Here is a 19,743-nt window from a genome sequence, read left to right as displayed (position 1 = left end):
GAGCAAAGGCGTTCACGAAACCCGCCTCCTCGAGCAGTCTGAGGCCGGGCTCACTTCGCTGGCTGAACGACGGGTTGAAATCCCCGCAGCAGATTGCAACGTCGGGAGCATCGTCCTCAAGCGCCTCGAGGAACCTCCGGTTCTGGAGGAGCCGATCTCTCGATCTGGCGAAGGGTTCATTGTGGACGTTGACCACACCGACTGCGCGGCCGTCAGCGGTTCGAAGGCTGGCCAACAGAGCGATCCGCTTCATGAGGTGGCCGGGCCCGAGAACGCTCGGGTTGACGGTCGGCAACTCGACGACCTTCGACCCCTCGAGGGCTCGGATGCTGGCGATGAGCTGTCCGTAGGCGCGGAATCGATAGCGCTGGTCCGGCCTGTCGACTTGGTGGAAAGGGGCCCAGAAGAGGCTCGACCGGCCCATGATCGGCGCGAGCCGCGGGAGGCGAACGAGCTCGAGCGGCGCCTCCTGCAGGAAGATGAGGTCGGGAGACCAGTCGGCGACCGCCCGTTCGATCGTCGACGCCACCCGTTCCAGCCGCTGCGCGCGTTGCACGTTGTACGAAAGTACAGTCAGGTCGGCGCCGAGCTGTTCGAAACCCTCCGCCCGCTCGTCGACCGCGAGTGACGAAGGCCGCCGCTCGGGCGGCAACTCGTCGACGAGCACCGTCCGCGCACCGACGTAACCTCGGACGATCCTCTTGAGCAGCGGTAGCGGCCACGGCGGTTTGAATTTCAGGCGAAGTGGCATTCAAGCCTTCATTCTACGCAGAAAACTCTGGAGCCAGGTCTTCATTCACCCCCTCCCCTCAGAAACTCGCCAGCGCGCAGCGCGCGAGTTTCCGAGGGTGGGTGGACGGGGGGTGGGGGCGGGACATCGAGATTCAAGGGTGTCGACGCTAAGACCGCATGAACGCCGGCGCGCCGCAGGCGCGCAGCGAATGAGGACTGACGCGGCGACGAGATTCTGCTCTCGGAGTCGCGGCGGTCCGAAAGCGCCAGCCGCGGGATTCGCCGCGGCCGGCGTTTGTATGGACGCGCCTATTCACCGAGATCGACGACGAACCCCTCGCGGTCGAAGAAACCTCGCTCGACGATCTCGTCGCCCTTGAAACGGGCCCATTGCGGAATCCCCCGTTGATAGGTCTCGGTCATGTCGTACAGCTCCATGCCCGAGTTGGCCGCGATGACATACATCACCCGCTCGGAGTTCCAGGGATTGGGTACCACCAGAAAGAGCCCGTCATCGGGTTCGCCGTAACTCTCCCCCTCCCACTCGAAGTGGTTGCGCCCGAATTGCACCGGGATGTCTTGCGGCACGTGGTTGAAGAGATAGTTGTCCTTCAAGGTGCCCATCACGATGAGGTCGTGGGTCGCCGCCCGGGTCTCGTCGATTTCGGAGTCCTTGACCAGTGGCGGAAGGATCTCGATATAGGTATCGGCGACCTTCTCCTGCCAACGCCGGGCGAGGGTGTGGTTGGCCTCGATCTGGCGGGAGGTGCCGTAGACGATCAGGGTGTCGTGGAAATCGTCGATCAGATTCCGCCACTCATAGAAATTCTCGCGCTCGACCGGGAGGTCGCTGAGGACGTCGAAGACGACTCTCGTCGGCTCGGCATCGAAATGGAGTGACACCTTTCCATCGTCCTTGATTTCAACCCGGTGAATCGAACGGTTGTCTCCAGCCTCGACCTCGAGGTGGGTGACGAACCGGTAGGGGTCACCATCCTGTTCGATGTTGACCACAAGGTTCCAACCGCCTCCACGAGTCTTCTGCACCTCGAACTCGGGCCGCACACGCGGCAGGCCAATCCGCTGCAGCCACTGTTCGAAGAATGCCTCCAGGTCGCGGTCGGAGAAATCTTCGGCAACCGCCACGAAATCCTTGGTCGACATCTCCCGACCCCGGTAGCGCTCGTGAACCGTGGCCATCACCTCGAAAAAGGTCTCGTTGCCGAGCAGCAAACGGAGCTGGTGCAGCGCGAAGGTCCCCTTGATGCGCGGCAGCAGGTACGGGCCGTAGCGGTCGTAGGCCCGATGGGCATCGACAGCGGGCAGATCCTCCTCTCGCGAGACGGTGTAGAGATAACGTGCCTCGAGGGCCGCCAGCTCGTTCGCGAGCTTCTCAGCCGCCGCCGCCGGTTTTTCCCCCGCGATCCCGGCCAACATTTGCCAATAGGCTGCAGTCGCGCTGACGAACCAGCTCTCGGAGGCAGATGCCGGCTCGACCGTGCCGCCCCAGAGGTCCTTCTTGTCAATCTCGAAGGTGGTCGCGATGTCGCCCAATTCGAACCCTGAGCTACCGCTCTCCGATATCTCGTTATTCGATGCAGTCCGTGCCGCGGCCAGTCGGTCTGCAACAAAGACCGGGCTGACGACCGAGTATCCGAGGCTGAGGTGGGGATCGGCGCCCGGGAGGTCCGGCAAATAGCGCCAGCCCTTGGTAGGAAATTTCTCGCGCAGGGTCACCTTGCCGTGATGCGCGAGAAAGGCCATCTTCCCGGCCATTTCCGTGTTGGTGATCTTGCCATCGCAGGCGTGGGCACGGTTGATCGGTGAGGAGGCCCACAGAGCGACGCCCGCATTGGCATCGATCTTCCCCTTGTGCTCAGCGTAAAACTGGTTGAACGCCAGGTCCCTGTTCCAGGGCGAGAACATCAGATCAAAGGGCCGGTCGTCCGGCTGGGCCACGTACTCTTTGCGCACCTCTGGATCACGATTGTTGTTGTTGGCCCACAAAAAACCCGGAGTGCCGAAAGGATCCATGTCCTCGGACGTTCGCCACAGCTTCTTGGCGTGTGTCCCGAGGAGCAGGATAGCGACCTCGCCGGTGTTGAAGTCGGCGATCGGCCAGTCGTTAGTGTACATGCCGTTGTTCTTCTCCCACAGGATCCGTTCGACGTCGTCGATCGAGGCGGCGTACTGGGCCGCCTTTCGCGCGCGGTTGGACTGAGGGGTGGAGTTGGCCTCGTAGGGCGTCTGCGAAACCGTGGTCTCGCCGAAAGCGATGCCGGCCTCGTTGAGGTAGAAGTCCGCACCGGAGTGGATACCTCCCGGGAATGTTTGGTAGACCAAACGGTAACCGTCCGCAGGGTCGACATCGGTTATTACGTTCCAGTGAACGCCGGTGTAGCCCGACCACATGAAAATCTGCCCGAACACGACGCCACGATTCCCGGTCGCAGGGCCGGTAGCCACAAACGCCGAGCACTTGTGTTGTTCGACCTCGATATCGAGCTCCTCGTCCGGGGCGGTGAAGGCCTGACCGGTGAGTGAGTTCGGGGTGACCTCGAGGGCCCTGCCGAGTTGACCGAGATCTATGACCGAGTTCAGGGCAACGATGTCCCGCAGATCGATCGGCCGCCCCCACGCCTCGCTACCGGCAGCCGCTGCGCCGTCGGCGATGCCCTTCATCTCGGTCAGATACTCTTCGTCGTACTTGCGCAGAAAGAGTGAATCGGCCTCGAAGCGAACGGTGTCCCAACCGGACTCGGGATCCTGCCGATACTGGACGACGCCGAGCTTCCGGATGTACTCCGCGATCTCATCCGGCATGAGGGAGCCGTACTGATAGCCGCGGTCGTACGGCTCACCCTCGATGTGAACGAAGATCCAGCCCTGATCGTCATACCGAAAGCCGGGGCCCGACCAACGGACGGTTTCGGGCGGGATGAACTCGGCAATGTCCTCGACCTTTTCCAGCCGCAGGTCGTCGAACCAGGCAGTCCCCCTGGCGGTACCGTTGTAGCCGAGGTGCAGGCGAATGCGGTCCTCTTTCGCGGTCGCGATGAACAGCAGTTCGACGTGACGCCAGTCGGAGTCTCCTCCGACCGCCGGCGAGTGCATGGTGAACGGCAATGCCTCCATGGTGAGACAGGCGGGAACTGCGGTCGGGTACTTCGACATCGGGTCGGAGACGACTCCCTGGGTGCGAATCCAGCCGCTCAGCCGATAGAGCTCGCCGACGTCGAGGGCCACCGGGTCGGACTCCGCGGTCACGGTGCCGTGGCCGCGTACTGTGAGGTTGGCGCTGCCGACCCCACCGTGGGCAACGTCGCTTTCACCACTGAATGCTGCACCTTCGCTGCCGGCCTCCACAACCTGACGCCATCCAACGACCGAACCGCCCGGTGCGAGCTGCTCGAAACCAGGGTTGGCGACCGCCACATCGTTAGCGGCAACCGAAATCGGCATCAGCACGAAGCCAAAACCGATACATGCCGAGAGAACAAAACTGTCTGACCTGTTGCTCATCGAGGCTCCTCCCGCGGGGTATTGTAGCCGAAGGCACGCACCAGCCTGCGCTGTTGCGGGTGGTACCATACCGTTCCCAGATCATGTGTAACGATGGAGCAACGATGGATCCATGCGCGAAATCGCTTCTCGACGGCATCATCGACTACGCCGGTCTTTTTCCGCCCGCAGAGCTGCCGATGGACGAAGCCTTCCGACGGTTCGTCGGTCACCTCTCATCGGAGGAAGGCTGGATGCTGGCACGCTTCGTCTGTCCCGTATCCCGCCTCGAGGAGCTCGGTCCACTGCTCACCGACACCGACACACCGCATCCCCCGATCACCATCTCGGCCCTCGGACACCGTGGTGGCACCCTCGAGGAGTACCTCGCCACGGTCGGGCGGGAAAGCGCCAAAATAGTCACCTTTTCCACCAGGCACAGCGGACGTGCAGTGGTGGACACCGTCGAGGTTGGACTCCCCGAGACGGGTGGTGTGGCGGTCGCAGTGAACCAGGCGTGGGGCCGGTTGACGAAAAACGGATCTCTCCAGTTGACTCCGTTCTTCGAGGTTTCGCTGCTTGGCGACTGGCGGCAACGGTTGCCGGCCGCAGCGGCGGCAGTGCGCGACACCGACCGGAAAGCAGGGCCGCAAAACCGCGTTGGCCTCAAAATCCGCTGTGGAGGACTTGAAGAGGAGGCCATCCCGGACGTCGAGGCGGTGGCGGCGGCGATAGCCACCTGCCGCGCGATCGCCGTGCCTCTGAAGGCGACGCAGGGCCTGCACCATCCGGTACGTCAGCACGATCCCGATCTCGGAGCCACGGTTCACGGCTTCATCAACCTCTATGCAGCCTCGGTCCTGGCTTACGTTCACGACCTGCCGGTCAGAACACTGATCGAGATCGTTGCCGAGGTCGATCCGGGCTCATTTACGGTCGGACCGGAGCACTTTGCCTGGCACGATTACCGGGCGTCTGCGGACGAGATCGTTGCCGCTCGTCAAACCTTGCTCACGACCTTCGGCAGCTGCAGCTTTTCCGAACCGCGAGACGATCTGAAAAACCTCGGCATCGTGTAGAAGGAGGCTGCAAAAAAATGGCCACGCTGAATACAGAACTTCGTTCGTTCATCACCGTCCCGCCAAGCTCGCACTTTCCAATCCAGAACCTTCCGTACGGTGTCTTTCGCCCTTCGGCCGGCCTCAGGCCACGGATCGGGGTGGCGATCGGAGATTCGGTGCTCGATCTCTCGGTCCTCGTCGACAGCGGCCTGCTCGGAGAGGGGCGGCGTGGCAGCCGGGATTCCCTGGCCCAGACCACACTCAACTCCTTCATGGCCCTCGGCGCCGAGGCGTGGGGAGAAACCAGGAAGACTCTGACCCGCCTGCTGAGCGCCGACGAGTCAACCCTGCGAGACAATGAAGGTCTCCGCCAGGCGGCACTTCACCCCCGGGCGAGGGTCGAAATGGCCCTCCCGGCGGTTATCGGGGACTACACCGACTTCTACTCCTCGCGCGAACACGCCACTAACGTCGGCGTCATGTTTCGCGGGCCGGACAACGCACTCCAACCCAACTGGCTCCATTTGCCGGTCGGCTACCACGGCCGCGCCAGCTCGATCGTGGTCAGCGGCACCGATATACCTCGGCCGATGGGTCAGACCAAGGCCGACGATGCCGACCGGCCGAGCTACGGTCCGAGCAGGTTGATGGACTTCGAGCTCGAAATGGGGTTCTTCGTAGGACCGGGAAACGCCCTCGGAACGCCGATCCCGATCGCAGAAGCACGGGAACACATCTTTGGCATGGTGTTGGTCAACGACTGGTCGGCGCGTGACATCCAAAAGTGGGAGTACGTGCCCCTCGGTCCCTTTCTCGGCAAGAACTTCGCGACCTCGATTTCACCCTGGGTGGTCACGATGGAAGCGCTCGAGCCGTTCCGCTGTGCGGGTCCGGTGCAGGACGATCCGGAGCCTCTCGAGTACCTCCGCAGTTCGGAAGACTGCGCCTACGACATCCACCTCGAGGTCGGACTCCAGTCGGAAACGATGGTCAAGCCGGGAACGATCGCAACCTCCAACTTCAAGTACATGTACTGGAGTATGTGCCAGCAACTCGCCCATCACACGGTCAATGGCTGCAACACGCAGCCGGGCGATCTCTACGGCTCGGGGACCATCTCGGGCCCCGAGAAGCACGAGCGCGGTTCGATGCTCGAGTTGAGCTGGCGAGGCACCGAGGCGATCAAACTGCCCGGTGGCGAGGAGCGGCGTTTCCTCGCCGACGGCGACACCGTCACCCTGACCGGCTGGTGCGAAAAGGACGGGATTCGTATCGGTTTCGGAGAAGTCACCGGCACGCTGTTGCCCGCAAACGTTTAACGTTCAACGTTTGAAAGTTTCCACCCGCCCACCCGGGTCGCATCGCCGAGCGGGAGATTGACCAGGCGTCAGCTCTGATGCTGAGGTCGTGCGAGGAGGTCGGCAACCAGTCGAAAAACTCGGGGCGAATTGACCATGCCGAGATGGCTCGAGCGCACCTCGAGATGCTCGACGTTTGGACTGTCGAAACGATCGATACACGCACGCCAGGCAACCACTCCATCGGACCGGCTGTAGACGGCGAGAATGGGGACCTCGATCGGTATCTTCTCGCGCTCGACCACGGTCGCGGCGATATCCTCGAGACTGTAGCCTCGCCGCACGTACATCGGCGCTGAGGCAGTGTAGGCCGGCCCACCGATCACCGGCGCGCCGAGAGTGATCACGCGTTCGACCACCTCTGGTCGTTCCCTCGCCGCCTCGCGGGCCAGATACCCCCCGAGGCTCCAGCCGATTAGACGAATCGGCAGTCCTTCGCGTTCATAAAGGCGCTCGGCCTGCTCGATCACCGCAGGAATCAGCTTCGGCACGTTGCCACGGTTACGACCAAGTCCCCACCCGGAGACCCGATAGCCGATCGAAACAAGAAAACCGCGCAGGCGCGTCGTCCATCGGTCGTCGGTTGCAAAACCCGGGACAACCATCACAGGCTCACCGTGACCGTGCGGCACGGCAGCTCGAATACGTCCGAGAGTGGCGACGAGGGCCAAACGCTCGAAGACAATCCTCGCCTCGTGCAACAACTCCCAGCGCGCGGGCCGCACAAGATCGCGATCCTCGAAACCCGGCGGAAGTTCCCGGTGAATATCAGCGCTGCTCATGACACACGGTCAACCCTTCTCCAACGAAGAATATTCGATCTCGTGCATTCGGAATGCCACCTGCCCAACCCCAACAAAATCCATCCATGGGCGGTGGCCGAGCGTGACTCCCCGTGTCGAATATTTGACCTCTCATTCCCGCATGCCTTGACATTCGGTTCCGAGCAGATCATCAATGAAGGTATGGACTCGGTGGTGCCGGGACGATACTGGACCGCACTCGAGGACGGACGCGTGGTCTGCGAGCTCTGTCCTCGGCTGTGCAAGCTCAAGGAGGGACAACGCGGATTCTGCTTTGTGCGGCAGAATGTCGGCGGCGGTATTGTCCTCACAACCTACGGGCGCTCGTCCGGCTTCTGCGTCGACCCGATCGAGAAGAAGCCCCTCAACCACTTCTTTCCCGGGAGCGCGGTCCTTTCCTTCGGCACGGCGGGGTGCAATCTCGCCTGCAAATTCTGCCAGAACTGGTCGATCTCCAAGTCACGGCAGGCGGACACTCTCGCCGATGCCGCCTCGCCAGAAGCGATCGCGCGCGCCGCAGCAGCAGCCGGATGCCGCAGCGTCGCCTATACCTACAACGACCCGGTCATATTCCTCGAGTACGCGGTCGATGTTGCCGCCGCCTGCCGCGAGCGTGGTATCGCCAACGTCGCAGTCACCGCGGGCGAGATCTGTCCAGAGCCGAGGCACGAATTTTTCGGCGCCATGGATGCCGCCAACGTGGATCTCAAAGCCTTCACCGAAACCTTCTACCGAAAGCTCTGTGGCGGTGAGCTACGGCCCGTGCTCGAAACCCTCGAGTACCTGGTCAAGGAGACGAACGTGTGGGTCGAGCTCACGACCCTATTGGTACCGGGCGAGAACGACTCGGAGATCGAAATCGACGAAATGAGTGGCTGGGTCGTCGACACGCTCGGGCCGGACGTACCGATGCACTTCACGGCCTTCCATCCCGACTTCAAGATGAGCAAGCTGCCGCCGACGAGCCCGCAAACCCTCAGAAGGGCGCGTGAAATCGCACTTTCAAACGGTGTCCGTCACGCCTTCACCGGCAACGTTGTGGATCCAGCCGGCGGATCGACGTACTGCCACGGCTGCGGCGAGCTGGTCATCGGTCGAGACTGGTATCGGCTGACCGCGTGGAAGCTCGACGACCAGGGTCGGTGTCTGAAGTGCGGGACACGATGCGCCGGCCGTTTCGACGGTCCACCCGGCACCTGGGGAGCGCGAAGAATGCCAGTACGAATCGGACAATGAGGAATTCGGAATTCGGAATGCCTCCCACTCTCCCGTGAAATGCCCTGTGGGACTGATGGAAACTCAAAATTCCGAATTCAGAATTCAAAATTCGCACCTGAAAGGTGCGCGCTACCAGGTCGGAGACGAGGCCATCAGCTCCTCTGCGGCAGTGACGTTCAGTGGTCGTGAGAACCAGAAGCCCTGCCCATGCGGACACTGCATCCGGCGCAGGCGGTCGACCTGATCGGCGGTCTCGATTCCCTCGGCGACCACGCCGATACCCAGGTTGTTGGCGAGGTTGAGAATGGTCTCGACGATCGCCCGGGAATCACCTGGCGAGCCGAGTTGGCTGACGAAGGAACGATCAATCTTGAGCGAGTCGTAGTGGAAGCGTTGAAGGTAGCTCAGCGACGAATAACCGGTGCCGAAGTCGTCGATCGAAAGCTGAACCCCGAGAGCCCTGAGCTCCATCAGGTTGCGAACGGCAAGATCGGCATGGTCCATGACCACGTTCTCGGTAACCTCGATGCGTAGGTTCCGCGGCGGCAGACCGGTGTCTTCGAGAATGCCCAGGAGTTCGTCGACCATGGTGCTTCTCATGAACAGCTTGCCGGACATGTTGACGCTGACCCACAACGGCGGGTCGTTCGGGAAAAGCTTCTGCCATATACGGGTCTGTTTGCACGACTCTCGCAGGACCCACCACCCGATCGGCACGATCAGTCCGGTCTCCTCCGCAATGGCTATGAAGTTGTTCGGCAGCACAATGCCCCTCTCGGGGTGCCTCCATCGCACGAGTCCCTCAAAGCCGACAATCCGACCGTTGGCGAGAGACACGATCGGCTGGTAATTCATCTCGAACTCGCCGCGGTGGACGCTGCGACGCAGTTCGGTTTCCAGCTTGAGGAGCGCAACTGCACTCTGGTGCATGTCTCGGTCAAAGATCTCGTACCGCGCCTTCCCCTCGCCCTTCGCTCGATACATGGCGATGTCCGCATCGCGCAGGATCTCCTCCGGACTGTTGTAGCCGGTGGAGCTGTGGGCAATTCCGATCGAAGCGGTCACCATCACATCGTGGCCATCGATCGAGAAATTCATGCTCAGGACATCTTGAATTCGATCTGCGACGTGAATCGCGCCGCTCGCGTCCTCCACCCGATGGACGAGGACCGCGAACTCGTCGCCTCCGAGGCGAGCGACCGTGTCACCTGGCCGCAGGAAATGCTCGAGCCGCCGCGCAATGCCGACCAACAGCTTGTCGCCCATGCTGTGGCCCAGACTGTCGTTGACGTTCTTGAAACGATCGAGGTCGAAATACAGGACTGCGAAATGTGGTGATGCCTGACGTCGCAAATCCGCAAGGGCACACGCCAGCCTGTCGATGAACAGGACCCGGTTCGCGAGACCTGTGAGTCCGTCGTGCAGAGCGTCGTGCTGGAGCTGGTGCTCCGCCTTCTTGCGGGCGGTGATATCGGTTTGCGAGCCAGCCATGCGACAAGGCTTGCCTTTCTCGTCTCGAACCGCGACCCCGCGTGCCAGCACCCAGATGTACTCGCCATCGGCATTGCGCATCCGATGTTCGAACTCGAGCTGCTCAGTGGCGCCAGCGAGGTGCGCATCGAGGTGGCGACGGAACGGTGGTCTGTCATCCGCGTGAATCCTGTCCATCCACTCGCGCGGGCTGTTGCCGACATCCTGGGTCGAAAACCCGAGCATGCCCTTCCACCGAGGTGAATAAAAGACCGTATCTGTCTCGAAGTCCCAGTCCCAGAGCCCGTCATTGGCACCCCGAACCGCCAAGGCGAAGCGCTCTTCCGACTTCCGCAACGCTTCATCGGCAGCCGCGCGCTCGATGGCATAGAGAATGGAACGCACCAGTAACCTGGTATCAGCCTCGCGTTTTATCAGGTAATCCTGAGCACCCAATCGTACCGCCTGCACCGCCAGATCATTGTCATCAAGGCTGGTGAGGACAATGATCGGAATTCGTTTCGCGACCTCGTGCGCGCGTTGAAAGGTGTCGATGCCAAAACTGTCTGGCAACGAAAAGTCCAACAACACAACGTCATAGTCATTGTTCTCGAGCATCTGGAGACCCTTCTCCAGACGGTCTGCATGGTCGATCAAGGTCCGAATGCGCTTCGAACGCATGAGCTTCGTGCGGATCAACTCGGCGTGGTCAGGGCTATCCTCGACGAGCAAGACCCGAACGTACTCATCTTCATGCAGACTGGTAGCTGCCTCGGCGGGCACCATTCGCTACCTCCTCCAAAAGCTGCCGAATTTCACGTCTGGTCTCCTCCTTGGCCAACCGCTTTCTTCGGGATGGTGAAATAGAAAGTCGCTCCCATTCGCGGTTCAGATTCTACCCAGATTTTTCCGCCATGGCGATCAACGATCCTTTTGCAGATGGCGAGGCCAATTCCGGTGCCCGGGATCTCATCATCCGTGTGCAGACGCTGAAACATCACGAAAATTCGCTGAGACGCTTTCGGATCGATGCCGATTCCATTGTCGGTTATCGAAATCTGCCATTCTTCTTTGCTTTCTTCTACTGAAATCTGGATCTCGACCGGCGGATTACCGGAGAACTTCAAGGCGTTTGAGAGGAGATTATGAATCAGCTGCTCCATCTGAGCTTCGTCCGCAACGACCGTCGGCAAGGGGTCGTTGGAGATTTCAGCCTTGGCGACGGTGATCTCTTTCCAGAGCTCTGATTTCACCTGCTCCAGCACCGCTCCGAGATCAACCGGTACGAAGTCGCCACCTCGCGAGTCCACCCTCGCAAAACCGAGAACGGCATCGATCATCTCCTGCACACGTACGGCTGCCGATGTCGCCCGATCGAGGTAGCTCTCCTCCTCCTCCTCGAGCTTTCCGCGGACACTTTCACCGAGCATCTCGAGGTAGCTCGAGACTACGCTCAATGGCTGCTGCAAGTCGTGGGAGACGACGTACGCAAAATTCTCGAGCTCGTCATTGGATCGTGCCAAGGCTTCTGTTCGCTTGGCCAGCTCCTCCTGCGCGTCGTGGTAATCACCTGTTTCTTCGACGATTCCCTGAATATGCTTCATGCCGGAACCAGGATCTTCCACCACCCAGGACGAGACCCGAGCCCACATCAGGCTCCCGTCAGCACGCCGCAGCTGCACGTCAAGGTTTCGCACAGACCGTGTGGCAGTCATGCGGGTAATCCAGTCGTCAGCCGCTGCAGAGTCTGCGATCAAGCCCGGAAAGCTTGTCCAGGCGGCTTCCTCGGGATCGAAAAGACCGAGCATCGAAGCGAAAGCCGGATTGGCCTCGAGGATCTCACCATCTAGGCTGGCGACGAAAATACCGACCGGAAGACCTTCCACGAGACGCCTGTAAGGTGCATCCCTGGAGCTCGCCACCGCCCTGCGGCGGGTTTGGAAAAACACCGAGCGGACTACCGCGGGAAGGCGCACGAAGCCGGACGAACTCTTGTTGACGTAACCGTCGACGTCCAGGCGGAGGGACTCGCTCCACAGCTCTTCGTCGACTTCTGCGGTAAACAGAATCACCGGACAATCCGGGCGGACGTCCCTCACCAGCTGGATCAGCTCGACGCCGGTGCTCCAAGAAAAGGCGGCTTCGGTGATCACGATCCCGAACCGGCCCGCAGCCAATGCACCCGAAAACTCGGCTGCCGTGCCGACTGATTCGATTTCCAGACTGCCGAACTCCCCGGTCAACACCACCGACGCGAGATCGCGATCGCTCTCGTCTTCATCGATGATGAGGATCCGAGGGAGGTTGCTCATCGACGCTCCACGCCAGGATCACAAACTGTTAACCGCAGCACCGCATTCACATTTCGCCCGCTCGCCGAGGCAATCGACGTCATTTTTCTGTTCAGAAAAAGACGACCGTCCACCGTTATTCGGGGAGTATAACACGCTCGAGTTGTCAATTGAATGAACAATTTCTTGAAAATTGTGTCAAACGGTGAACTTCCGGCGTAAAATCTGCATAATTCTCTGAAAGTGCTCGAGTTATGGACTAATCTTCGGGGTTCAGTTCAGCTTCTGCCTCGATTTCCACCCGCCAACGCGGGTCGAGAAGGCCCTTCACGACAACCATCGTGGCCGCTGGATAGGTGTCGCGGAAGAACTCGCCATGAGCACGGCCCAGCCCCTCCCAGTCCTCTACATCGATGACGTACATCCTCGTACGGATGACGTCCTGCCGGGTCCCACCCAGCGCCTCGATGGCCTCCATGATGATCTCCAGGCAACGTGTTGCCTGAACGTAAGCGTCGCCAACGATAGTCTCCCCCTCGGAATCGAGTGGAGCTGTGCCTGAAACGACAATGCGGTTCCCCCTGCGCACGGCGCGCGAGAACCCGACCAGATTCTCGTACGGGGAGGCAGATCGATACCGTCCCTCAGTTGCCGACTTTTCGTCCGTGCTCATGTGCGTGGAGTATACCTTCGCTCCATGAAAAAAGGACCCCATCGAGGGGTCCTTTCTTCAACTTCCTGATATTCCGTCTACCAGCGGTGAACGCTGATGGACCCGTTGACGGTTTCGAGTTCCACTTTCGCGCCACCGCCACCCACGCTCCCGCTGAAATCCGAGCCCACGTACTTGCCCTTGTGAATCTCGATTCCGAAATCGTTTTTCAGGCTGCCGTTGACAGACTCAGCCCGAAGATCAGCGCTGATCGACGATGCGAGATAGAGATCCAGGCGACCATTGACCGATTCCATCTCAAGCTCACCACCAAGGTCGAGACTGTTGATATAGGCCTCTATGGTCCCATTCACAGTGCCGAGTTCCGCGTCGCCGGCACAATCCCGGACATCGATATTGCCGTTCACGGTCCCGACAGAGATTCCGCCCTCGACTCCGACGACCTGCAGATTGCCGTTGACCAGATCGACGTCATCGAGCCGAGCGGTCTTCGGAACGGTCAACGTGAATTCCACCCGCATGAAGGTGCCAGATTCGTGTTCGTAGTCGCGCATCGACGGATACTCGGTGTCGATCCGTACCGACCTCCCATCCGCGTCAACCTTGATCTCGAGCCCGTCGAGAAGCTCTTGCGAACTCGCCTTCTTGACCGCGAACATCCGTACCTCAGCACTGTCCCAGACCTCGATGCTGACATCACCGTTGATGTTCTCCAGCGCCACCACGCCACCCTCGGCAAGCGGAAAGCTCCGGTCGATGATCTCTTCGAATTCCGAGCCAGCCGCAGCCGTTCCCACTGCAGCCATCACCAGGCTCATGACGATCGCACACTTCGATTTCAGGTTCATCATGAATCTCCTTTGCGAATTCTCTCGTTCCATACCAATGAGATGCTGCAGCGACCGAAAGGGTTGTACAGCTTGCAGCGTCAACCAGAAACCGGTAGCGTGAGATTGATGGAGGATTCAGAGAAGAAGCTGGATCAGAGACAGCCGAAGCCGGCGGTTTCCCTGGTCATACCGGTCCACGACGGCGCCGGCTTCGTTGCAGATTCTGTCAATGAAGCTTGCCGGTATCTCAATCGAACGTGTCCGGAGTTCGAGCTTGTCGTGGTCGACGACGGCTCCACCGACGGTACGGCATCGGTGATCGAGCCATTGGTGAGCGACCGCGTACACCTGGTCACACTACCGGAAAACCTCGGAAAGCTCGGCGCCGTCAAGGCAGGTATGGCAATCGCTACCGGATCGTGCAAGGTCTTCACCGATGCCGATCTTCCCTACGATCTGGAGGCTGTACCGTACATTTCAGACCTGATCGACCGTCGCGCCTACGACGTTGTTGTCGGCGATCGCACCCTCCCGGAATCAACCTCCTTGTCCGACAGCCGAGTCGCACGCAAGCTCAGCAGTCGAGTTTTCAGCCACTGCGTCCGGCTGCTGGTCACCGGCGGACTCTTCGACAGCCAATGCGGATTGAAGGGATTTCGTGGCCCCGTCGCTGATGCGCTGTTTCCCCTGGTCACGGATGACAGTTTTTCGGGAGACGTCGAGCTCCTCTATATCGCTCTCAAACACAACCTGTCCATCCGCCGCATCCCGGTCAGGCTGCAGCGGTCGTCTCCGTCGTCGGTCAGTCTCAGGTTCGATTCTCTACCGATGCTGTTTCGAATTCTCAGGTTGCGCCACAACTGGAACGCCGGACGATACAAGTCTCCGGAACTGAGCAGGATCGCCAGTCAGGCTTACTGGGACTCACCCCAACCGGGAAACACAAGGGTTGAGTCGTGAGTGACGAACAGCCTCCCGGTTCGGGTTTCGATTCCACCGAACGGCCGGGCGGATGGCTCGAGCTCCTGCGCCTCATGAGATGGCCGATCGTTGTCCTCGCTCTCGGCCTCATCGCCTATCTCGTGCTGTACCAGTTCGGCCGCACCACACGTGAAAGCGGGCGGGCCGCGACCGAGATGGTTCGTGAACTTGGTGCCAGGGCGGTCGACATCGCCGACGCCTTCAAGAACGGAACCATCACGAAAACCTTCATCTCTGCCATACCGGGCCTTTCGACCGATGGAGGAGCACGTCTCGAGTTGGCCTCGTTCGAGGCGGTCGAGGTCCTTCGCACCAGCGACGAGCTCCGAGTTGGATGGGATCTCATCTCCCTCGGCACAACCATCACCGAGATCAGGGTTCCGGTGACCTACCGGTATCACGTGCGACTCGACGAACCCTGGTTGCTCGAAGTCGAAGACCAGTCGTGCATTGTTCACGCACCTGCACTCAGTCCGACCCTTCCGCCGGCGATCGATACGGCCGGCATGGAGAGATTCAGCGACCGGGGCTGGCTTCGTTTCAACGAAGCGGACCAGATGGAGGAGCTCGAACGTGGCGTGACCGCCGCGCTGTCGGAACGCGCTTCGGACCCACGGCACATCGACATGGTCCGCGAACGCTGCCGTCTCGAGCTGGCCGATTTCGTTCGCACCTGGCTGCTGAGCGAGGATCATTGGCGCGAGGACCGTTTCAGGACGATTACCGTGATCTTCGCGGACGAAACCTCCCCCGACGTGGGTCTCGAGGCGCCGACACTGGTTTTCGAGCCCCCGGAATGACCCGGCCCCTCCAAGCCGGTTCCGAGATCCCGGCTACAATCGGCGCATGACCTCGCCCGACCTGGTTGCAGTCTTCAGGAAACACCGGCACCGGATTTCGCCGGTCTTGCCGTTCGAACTCTCCGCCGGCGGGATGGTGGTGTTCGACTTCACCGATGCCAACCGGGAGCTCGCCCGTCTCGACATCAACGACGTCTCGGGGTTCACCGACTACATTTTCGCGGCAGTCGCCGAAGCACCGACGCCGGTGGGGATAGGCCGCTTCAACGAGGATCGGGTTCTCTACCGCCACTCCCCGCTTTTCGACGGCGCAAAAGAACGCCGCAGCGTTCACCTCGGCATCGATCTCTTCGTTGTCGAAGGAACCGAGGTCATGACTCCGCTCCCTGCAACAGTCCATTCCGCCGCCGATAACTCAGGGCTCGGGAACTATGGCCCGACCGTGATCCTTCGCCACGAGCTTGATGGCCTCGAGTTCCACACGCTTTACGGACACCTCAGCCGTTCGACGATCGAACGGCTCGAGCCGGGGAAACACCTGGCCGGGGGAGAGAAGTTCGGCGAGATCGGCGATCTGCAGGAGAATGGCAGTTGGCCACCTCACCTCCATTTTCAGCTCATTGTCGACGCTGTGGCTGGAGTCGTGGACTACCCCGGCGTCGCCGCACCTTCGGAATTAGAAACTTACCTCGAGCTGTGCCCGGACCCGAATCTGATTCTCGGGATACCCGACCTTTGAGAACAACGTTTGAACGTTTGAACGCTATAACGTTTGAACGTTCTGGACTTCGAACATCACGATGACTTTGAACGATAAGAAACCGAAGAACGCACTGATCGCCCTGCTTTTGCTGGCGCCCGTGCCGAGTCTCGCTGTGATCATGGCGATGGTGGTGGCGCCGGGGCCGGTCGGCAAGGCCCTCTTCACCATCGCCAAGTTATGGCTGCTGATCTTTCCCGCCGCGTGGTACCTGCTGGTGGAAAAGGGCGACCCGAGCTGGTCGCCGCCGACCCGCGCAGGCCTCGTTGCCGGCTCCGTGAGCGGCGTCGTGCTGGCCGGGCTGATCGTGCTCGGCGCGTGGCTGTTGGGCGTGCAGGAAATGGACCTGGCACCGCTCCGAGCAGAGGTACAGCAGATGGGCCTCAACACAGTCCTCCCCTACCTCGCCGGCGCCGCTGGCTGGACCTTTGTCAACTCCTTGATGGAGGAGTACGTCTACCGCTGGTTCATAACGCGCCAGTGCGAGATTCTGATGAGGCGCGAGGCCGCGATCATTTCCTCGGCCGCCATCTTCACCGCTCACCACGTCATCGCCGTCAGCCAATACCTCGACCCGTTGTTAACCGCACTCGCTTCGGCCGGGGTGTTCGTAGGCGGACTCATCTGGTCCTGGCTGTATCTCCGATACCGCTCCATCTGGCCGTGCTGGTTGAGCCACGTCCTGGCGGACATCGCGGTTTTCGGTATCGGCTGGTATCTGTTGTTCGGGTGAAGATTTGGTGCAATTTCGGCTGATCAGTTTTCCCGCGCGACCGTGAGCTCCCACAGCGCCAACCCACCCAGGACCAGCATGCTCGAGACCACGATCAGGAGGGGTGAGCCTGCCGCCCGGGGTAGCTCCGCAATTGGAGAACTCAGGTCGATAGCGGCAGCTGTACCTTTGATCAGGTTCCAGAGCCCCGGTGCAAAGAAGAGACCGATCGCGATCGCCGCAGCAACCGTCGCCCCCTGGATCCAGCCGATGGCTCGGGTCGCGCGTTGACAATCCCGCTCGCGGGTGGCGAGGCGAGCCCTGTGCCAGATCGGTCCGGGGTCTGGCAGAGGGGTATGAATTCCGGCCAGCTCCTCGGCATCGGCAACGAGTGCGGCCACGACCAGGGTGAGCTCCGCACAAGTCAGACAGCCGTCCCGATGGGCCGCGAGCTCAGGGCTCCACTCTCCGCTGCGGGCGGCAGCGGAGACTGCTTCCTCATGTGGGCAGGCATTTGAGGTCATGACCCCTCCAAATCCGGTCGCAGGCCTCTCGCCTGGAGCTGGGTTGCGAGACGTTGCCGGGCACGGAAAAGCATCGACCGGATGCTTGCCGCGCGCAACCCGAGGGTGCTTGCGATTTCCTGGTGCGACGCACCCTCGACGTAGGCGAGCCAGAGCATCTGGCGGTCGCGGGGTGCGAGCTGGGCCATCGCCCCTCCCACGTCCGATCTCAGGTGAATCTCTTCGGCATGGCCCCGGGAGTCGTCACGCTCGGGGATATCGTCAGTTTCCGGTTTCGCGCGTCGGAAGTGGTCCCTCAGGAGATTGGTGGCAATGCGGTAGAGATAATTCTTGCGATGCTCGTCGTTCTCTCCCTCAAAACCAGAGCGAAGCATCCTCAGATACGTTTCCTGCAGGAGATCGTCGGCGAGCGCGAGATTGCCGCAGCCGCGCATCAAATACCCGCGGAGGGGGCGCGCGGTGCGCCGGTAGAGGTGGCGGAACGCCGCCTCATCCATGGTCGTCGGCCGACCCGCGACCTCCGCGGCCGGTGTCTGGCTGAGTGAGAGAGCCATCGAGACCATCACCGCCCGTTTTCACACTGCATACGGTATCAGGCGCCACTCTCGGCCGAACCGTTGATGAGGCCCCACTGCTTCGAGAAGAAATAGGCGGCAGCACTGGACGCGAGGAACCCCAGGCCGAGACACAGGGCGAGGACACCGATCACCATGAAGGCCTCGGTGCCTTCGGTCGGAACCTGGTTTCGCAGAACGATAAATCCGATTCCGAGCAACGAGATCACCGCTCCCGCCTGGAGAGCGGTGAGAATCCTCGTGTACGGATTCGCGCGTTCCTTTGTCGCGAGGGCGAAAAGCTTTTCACTGGCGTCGCTGTGCAGGTACTCGATCGCCTCGGGTGAGCTGCCGAGTTTCTCCAGCAGCTTGTCCTGAAGTGCGTAGTGGAGCTTGATGAGCCGTTGTTTATGAAAGAAGTCGAGTCCAGTTTTGAATGCCCACCCGAAGATGACGAACATCGTCGGCATAACAATGATCATGATGAGGGCTTCCGAGTCCATGAGAACCTCCAGTTCGTACTCAACAGTCAATACGCGCCGTTGTCGCCAGTGGTTAGCTAGACTGTGCTACTATTCGCGAACCACAATTTTGATAAGGAGAATTGGAATGAAGAAAGTAGCCCTCTATGCGGCAACCCTTGCAATGGTCGCAACCCTCATCCTGCCGGCCACCCCCGCGAGCGCCGAAGAAGATTGGGAATCGCTGAAGCAGGACTCGAAAAAAATGAAGATCAACCAGACGGCGGACGAGACGTTGCAGCAGTTGTTCAGCGAGCGCCCCAAATCCAAGGATCTCTACAACGATGCCTACGGCTATGCCGTGTTTGACAACCTCAAGCTCGCTTGGGGCTTCTCCGGAGGCGGCGGAAACGGCGTCGCGGTCAACAAGAAGACCGGCAAGCCCACCTACATGAAAATGGGGACGGTCGGCGTCGGCATCGGCCTCGGTGTCAACAAGTACCAGGTCGTCTTCCTCTTCCAGGATGAACAGACGTTCAACAACTTCGTTGAAAAGGGCTGGCAGGCGGATGCTGGTGCCACCGCCGCAGCCGGCAAGCACGCCGTCGAGGCCAAGACGGATTTCGTCAACGGCATGGCGCTCTATCAGCTCACCGAGAAGGGCCTGATGGCGAACGCCGACATCGCCGGGACCAAGTATTGGAAAAACAAGAAGCTGAACTGACAAGCGGATCGAAGTCAACTCCAAAATGAACGGCCGCCCGGCTCGTGGAGCCGGGCGGCCATCGTGTTGGGCGGTCGATCACCAATAATCGGCAGTGATGATGACGGGTCCAACAACCCGGGCACAACAGGCGAGACGCTCGTCGTCACCGGTGTGTTGGGCGGCGAGGATCTTGCGCTCCTCCTCTCCCATCGGACTCAGGTTCTCGAGGCCATCGAGGACCTTGACCTTGCAGAAACCACACAGGGCGACTCCGTCGCACGACTGGCCGAGCCCCAACCCGATTTGGA

General features: G+C 60.8%; 19 protein-coding genes. 8 read left to right on the top strand and 11 right to left on the bottom strand.

Going from position 1 to position 19,743, the window contains the following annotated elements; all coding sequences use genetic code 11:
- Both LJE93_13080 and LJE93_13075 read right to left on the bottom strand, forming a co-directional pair.
- Positions 1 to 751 (bottom strand): endonuclease/exonuclease/phosphatase family protein (locus tag LJE93_13080; protein ID MCG6949839.1); only part of this gene is annotated, 751 nt, incomplete at its 3' end.
- A 290-nt stretch (positions 752 to 1,041) separates the two neighbouring features.
- On the bottom strand, positions 1,042 to 4,254 hold the full coding sequence (locus tag LJE93_13075; GenBank protein ID MCG6949838.1) for a C45 family autoproteolytic acyltransferase/hydrolase: 3,213 nt from the start codon (positions 4,252 to 4,254) through the stop codon (positions 1,042 to 1,044).
- A gap of 83 nt (positions 4,255 to 4,337) precedes the next feature.
- On the opposite strand from LJE93_13075, the gene LJE93_13070 reads away from it, so the two are divergent.
- Entirely contained in the window at positions 4,338 to 5,312 is a 975-nt protein-coding gene (locus tag LJE93_13070) for a hypothetical protein (GenBank protein MCG6949837.1), read from the top strand.
- A 17-nt stretch (positions 5,313 to 5,329) separates the two neighbouring features.
- Positions 5,330 to 6,613: a fumarylacetoacetase gene (gene fahA / locus LJE93_13065; protein MCG6949836.1), complete on the top strand. Its 1,284-nt coding sequence runs from the start codon at positions 5,330 to 5,332 to the stop codon at positions 6,611 to 6,613.
- 68 nt (positions 6,614 to 6,681) lie between these two features.
- Here fahA and LJE93_13060 read toward each other — a convergent pair whose 3' ends face one another.
- Positions 6,682 to 7,434 (bottom strand): alpha/beta hydrolase, encoded by a 753-nt coding sequence (locus LJE93_13060; GenBank protein MCG6949835.1) that lies wholly within the window; start codon positions 7,432 to 7,434, stop codon positions 6,682 to 6,684.
- Between the two features lie 183 nt (positions 7,435 to 7,617).
- Here LJE93_13060 and amrS point away from each other — a divergent pair, with 183 nt between their 5' ends.
- Positions 7,618 to 8,691 carry an AmmeMemoRadiSam system radical SAM enzyme gene (amrS, locus tag LJE93_13055; GenBank protein MCG6949834.1) on the top strand — a complete coding sequence of 358 codons (1,074 nt, stop codon included), beginning with the start codon at positions 7,618 to 7,620 and terminating at the stop codon, positions 8,689 to 8,691.
- A gap of 111 nt (positions 8,692 to 8,802) precedes the next feature.
- On the opposite strand, the gene LJE93_13050 is transcribed toward amrS, so the two are convergent.
- The 4 genes from LJE93_13050 to LJE93_13035 form a co-directional block, all read right to left on the bottom strand.
- Positions 8,803 to 10,929, bottom strand: coding sequence for an EAL domain-containing protein (locus LJE93_13050; GenBank protein ID MCG6949833.1), 2,127 nt, complete (start codon positions 10,927 to 10,929; stop codon positions 8,803 to 8,805).
- 29 nt (positions 10,930 to 10,958) lie between these two features.
- Entirely contained in the window at positions 10,959 to 12,455 is a 1,497-nt protein-coding gene (locus LJE93_13045) for a PAS domain S-box protein (GenBank protein MCG6949832.1), read from the bottom strand.
- A 238-nt stretch (positions 12,456 to 12,693) separates the two neighbouring features.
- The gene (locus tag LJE93_13040) at positions 12,694 to 13,107 is read right to left on the bottom strand and encodes a RidA family protein (protein ID MCG6949831.1); all 414 of its coding nucleotides are present in this window, start codon (positions 13,105 to 13,107) and stop codon (positions 12,694 to 12,696) included.
- 77 nt (positions 13,108 to 13,184) lie between these two features.
- A complete protein-coding gene (locus LJE93_13035; protein MCG6949830.1) occupies positions 13,185 to 13,955 on the bottom strand; it encodes a hypothetical protein in 771 nt (256 codons plus the stop codon).
- Positions 13,956 to 14,063: 108 nt separating this feature from the next.
- Here LJE93_13035 and LJE93_13030 point away from each other — a divergent pair, with 108 nt between their 5' ends.
- From LJE93_13030 to LJE93_13015, 4 genes are all read left to right on the top strand, one after another.
- Positions 14,064 to 14,897 (top strand): glycosyltransferase, encoded by an 834-nt coding sequence (locus LJE93_13030; GenBank protein ID MCG6949829.1) that lies wholly within the window; start codon positions 14,064 to 14,066, stop codon positions 14,895 to 14,897.
- A complete protein-coding gene (locus tag LJE93_13025) occupies positions 14,894 to 15,718 on the top strand; it encodes a hypothetical protein (GenBank protein ID MCG6949828.1) in 825 nt (274 codons plus the stop codon). Before LJE93_13030 ends, LJE93_13025 begins: the two co-directional genes overlap by 4 nt.
- Positions 15,719 to 15,764: 46 nt before the next feature.
- Positions 15,765 to 16,457, top strand: coding sequence for a peptidoglycan DD-metalloendopeptidase family protein (locus tag LJE93_13020; GenBank protein MCG6949827.1), 693 nt, complete (start codon positions 15,765 to 15,767; stop codon positions 16,455 to 16,457).
- Between the two features lie 61 nt (positions 16,458 to 16,518).
- Positions 16,519 to 17,211: a CPBP family intramembrane metalloprotease gene (locus tag LJE93_13015; GenBank protein MCG6949826.1), complete on the top strand. Its 693-nt coding sequence runs from the start codon at positions 16,519 to 16,521 to the stop codon at positions 17,209 to 17,211.
- A 23-nt stretch (positions 17,212 to 17,234) separates the two neighbouring features.
- On the opposite strand, the gene LJE93_13010 is transcribed toward LJE93_13015, so the two are convergent.
- Genes LJE93_13010 through LJE93_13000 form a run of 3 tightly spaced genes read right to left on the bottom strand, consistent with a single transcriptional unit; the run spans position 17,235 to position 18,771 of the window.
- A complete protein-coding gene (locus LJE93_13010) occupies positions 17,235 to 17,714 on the bottom strand; it encodes a hypothetical protein (GenBank protein ID MCG6949825.1) in 480 nt (159 codons plus the stop codon).
- Complete coding sequence (locus LJE93_13005; GenBank protein MCG6949824.1) at positions 17,711 to 18,268, bottom strand: RNA polymerase sigma factor; 558 nt, start codon at positions 18,266 to 18,268, stop codon at positions 17,711 to 17,713. Before LJE93_13005 ends, LJE93_13010 begins: the two co-directional genes overlap by 4 nt.
- A gap of 38 nt (positions 18,269 to 18,306) precedes the next feature.
- Entirely contained in the window at positions 18,307 to 18,771 is a 465-nt protein-coding gene (locus tag LJE93_13000; GenBank protein MCG6949823.1) for a hypothetical protein, read from the bottom strand.
- Between the two features lie 106 nt (positions 18,772 to 18,877).
- Between LJE93_13000 and LJE93_12995 the strand changes: the two genes are divergently transcribed.
- The gene (locus LJE93_12995) at positions 18,878 to 19,453 is read left to right on the top strand and encodes a hypothetical protein (GenBank protein MCG6949822.1); all 576 of its coding nucleotides are present in this window, start codon (positions 18,878 to 18,880) and stop codon (positions 19,451 to 19,453) included.
- 78 nt (positions 19,454 to 19,531) lie between these two features.
- Here the strand turns inward: LJE93_12995 and LJE93_12990 are convergent.
- On the bottom strand, positions 19,532 to 19,743 hold a 212-nt coding region (locus LJE93_12990), incomplete at its 5' end, for a (2Fe-2S)-binding protein (GenBank protein ID MCG6949821.1).

Source organism: Acidobacteriota bacterium, from assembly GCA_022340665.1.
Lineage (GTDB): Bacteria > Acidobacteriota > Thermoanaerobaculia > Thermoanaerobaculales > Sulfomarinibacteraceae > Sulfomarinibacter.
Note: the sequence above shows the minus strand (reverse complement) of the source record. Positions and strands in the feature narration are given on the sequence as shown.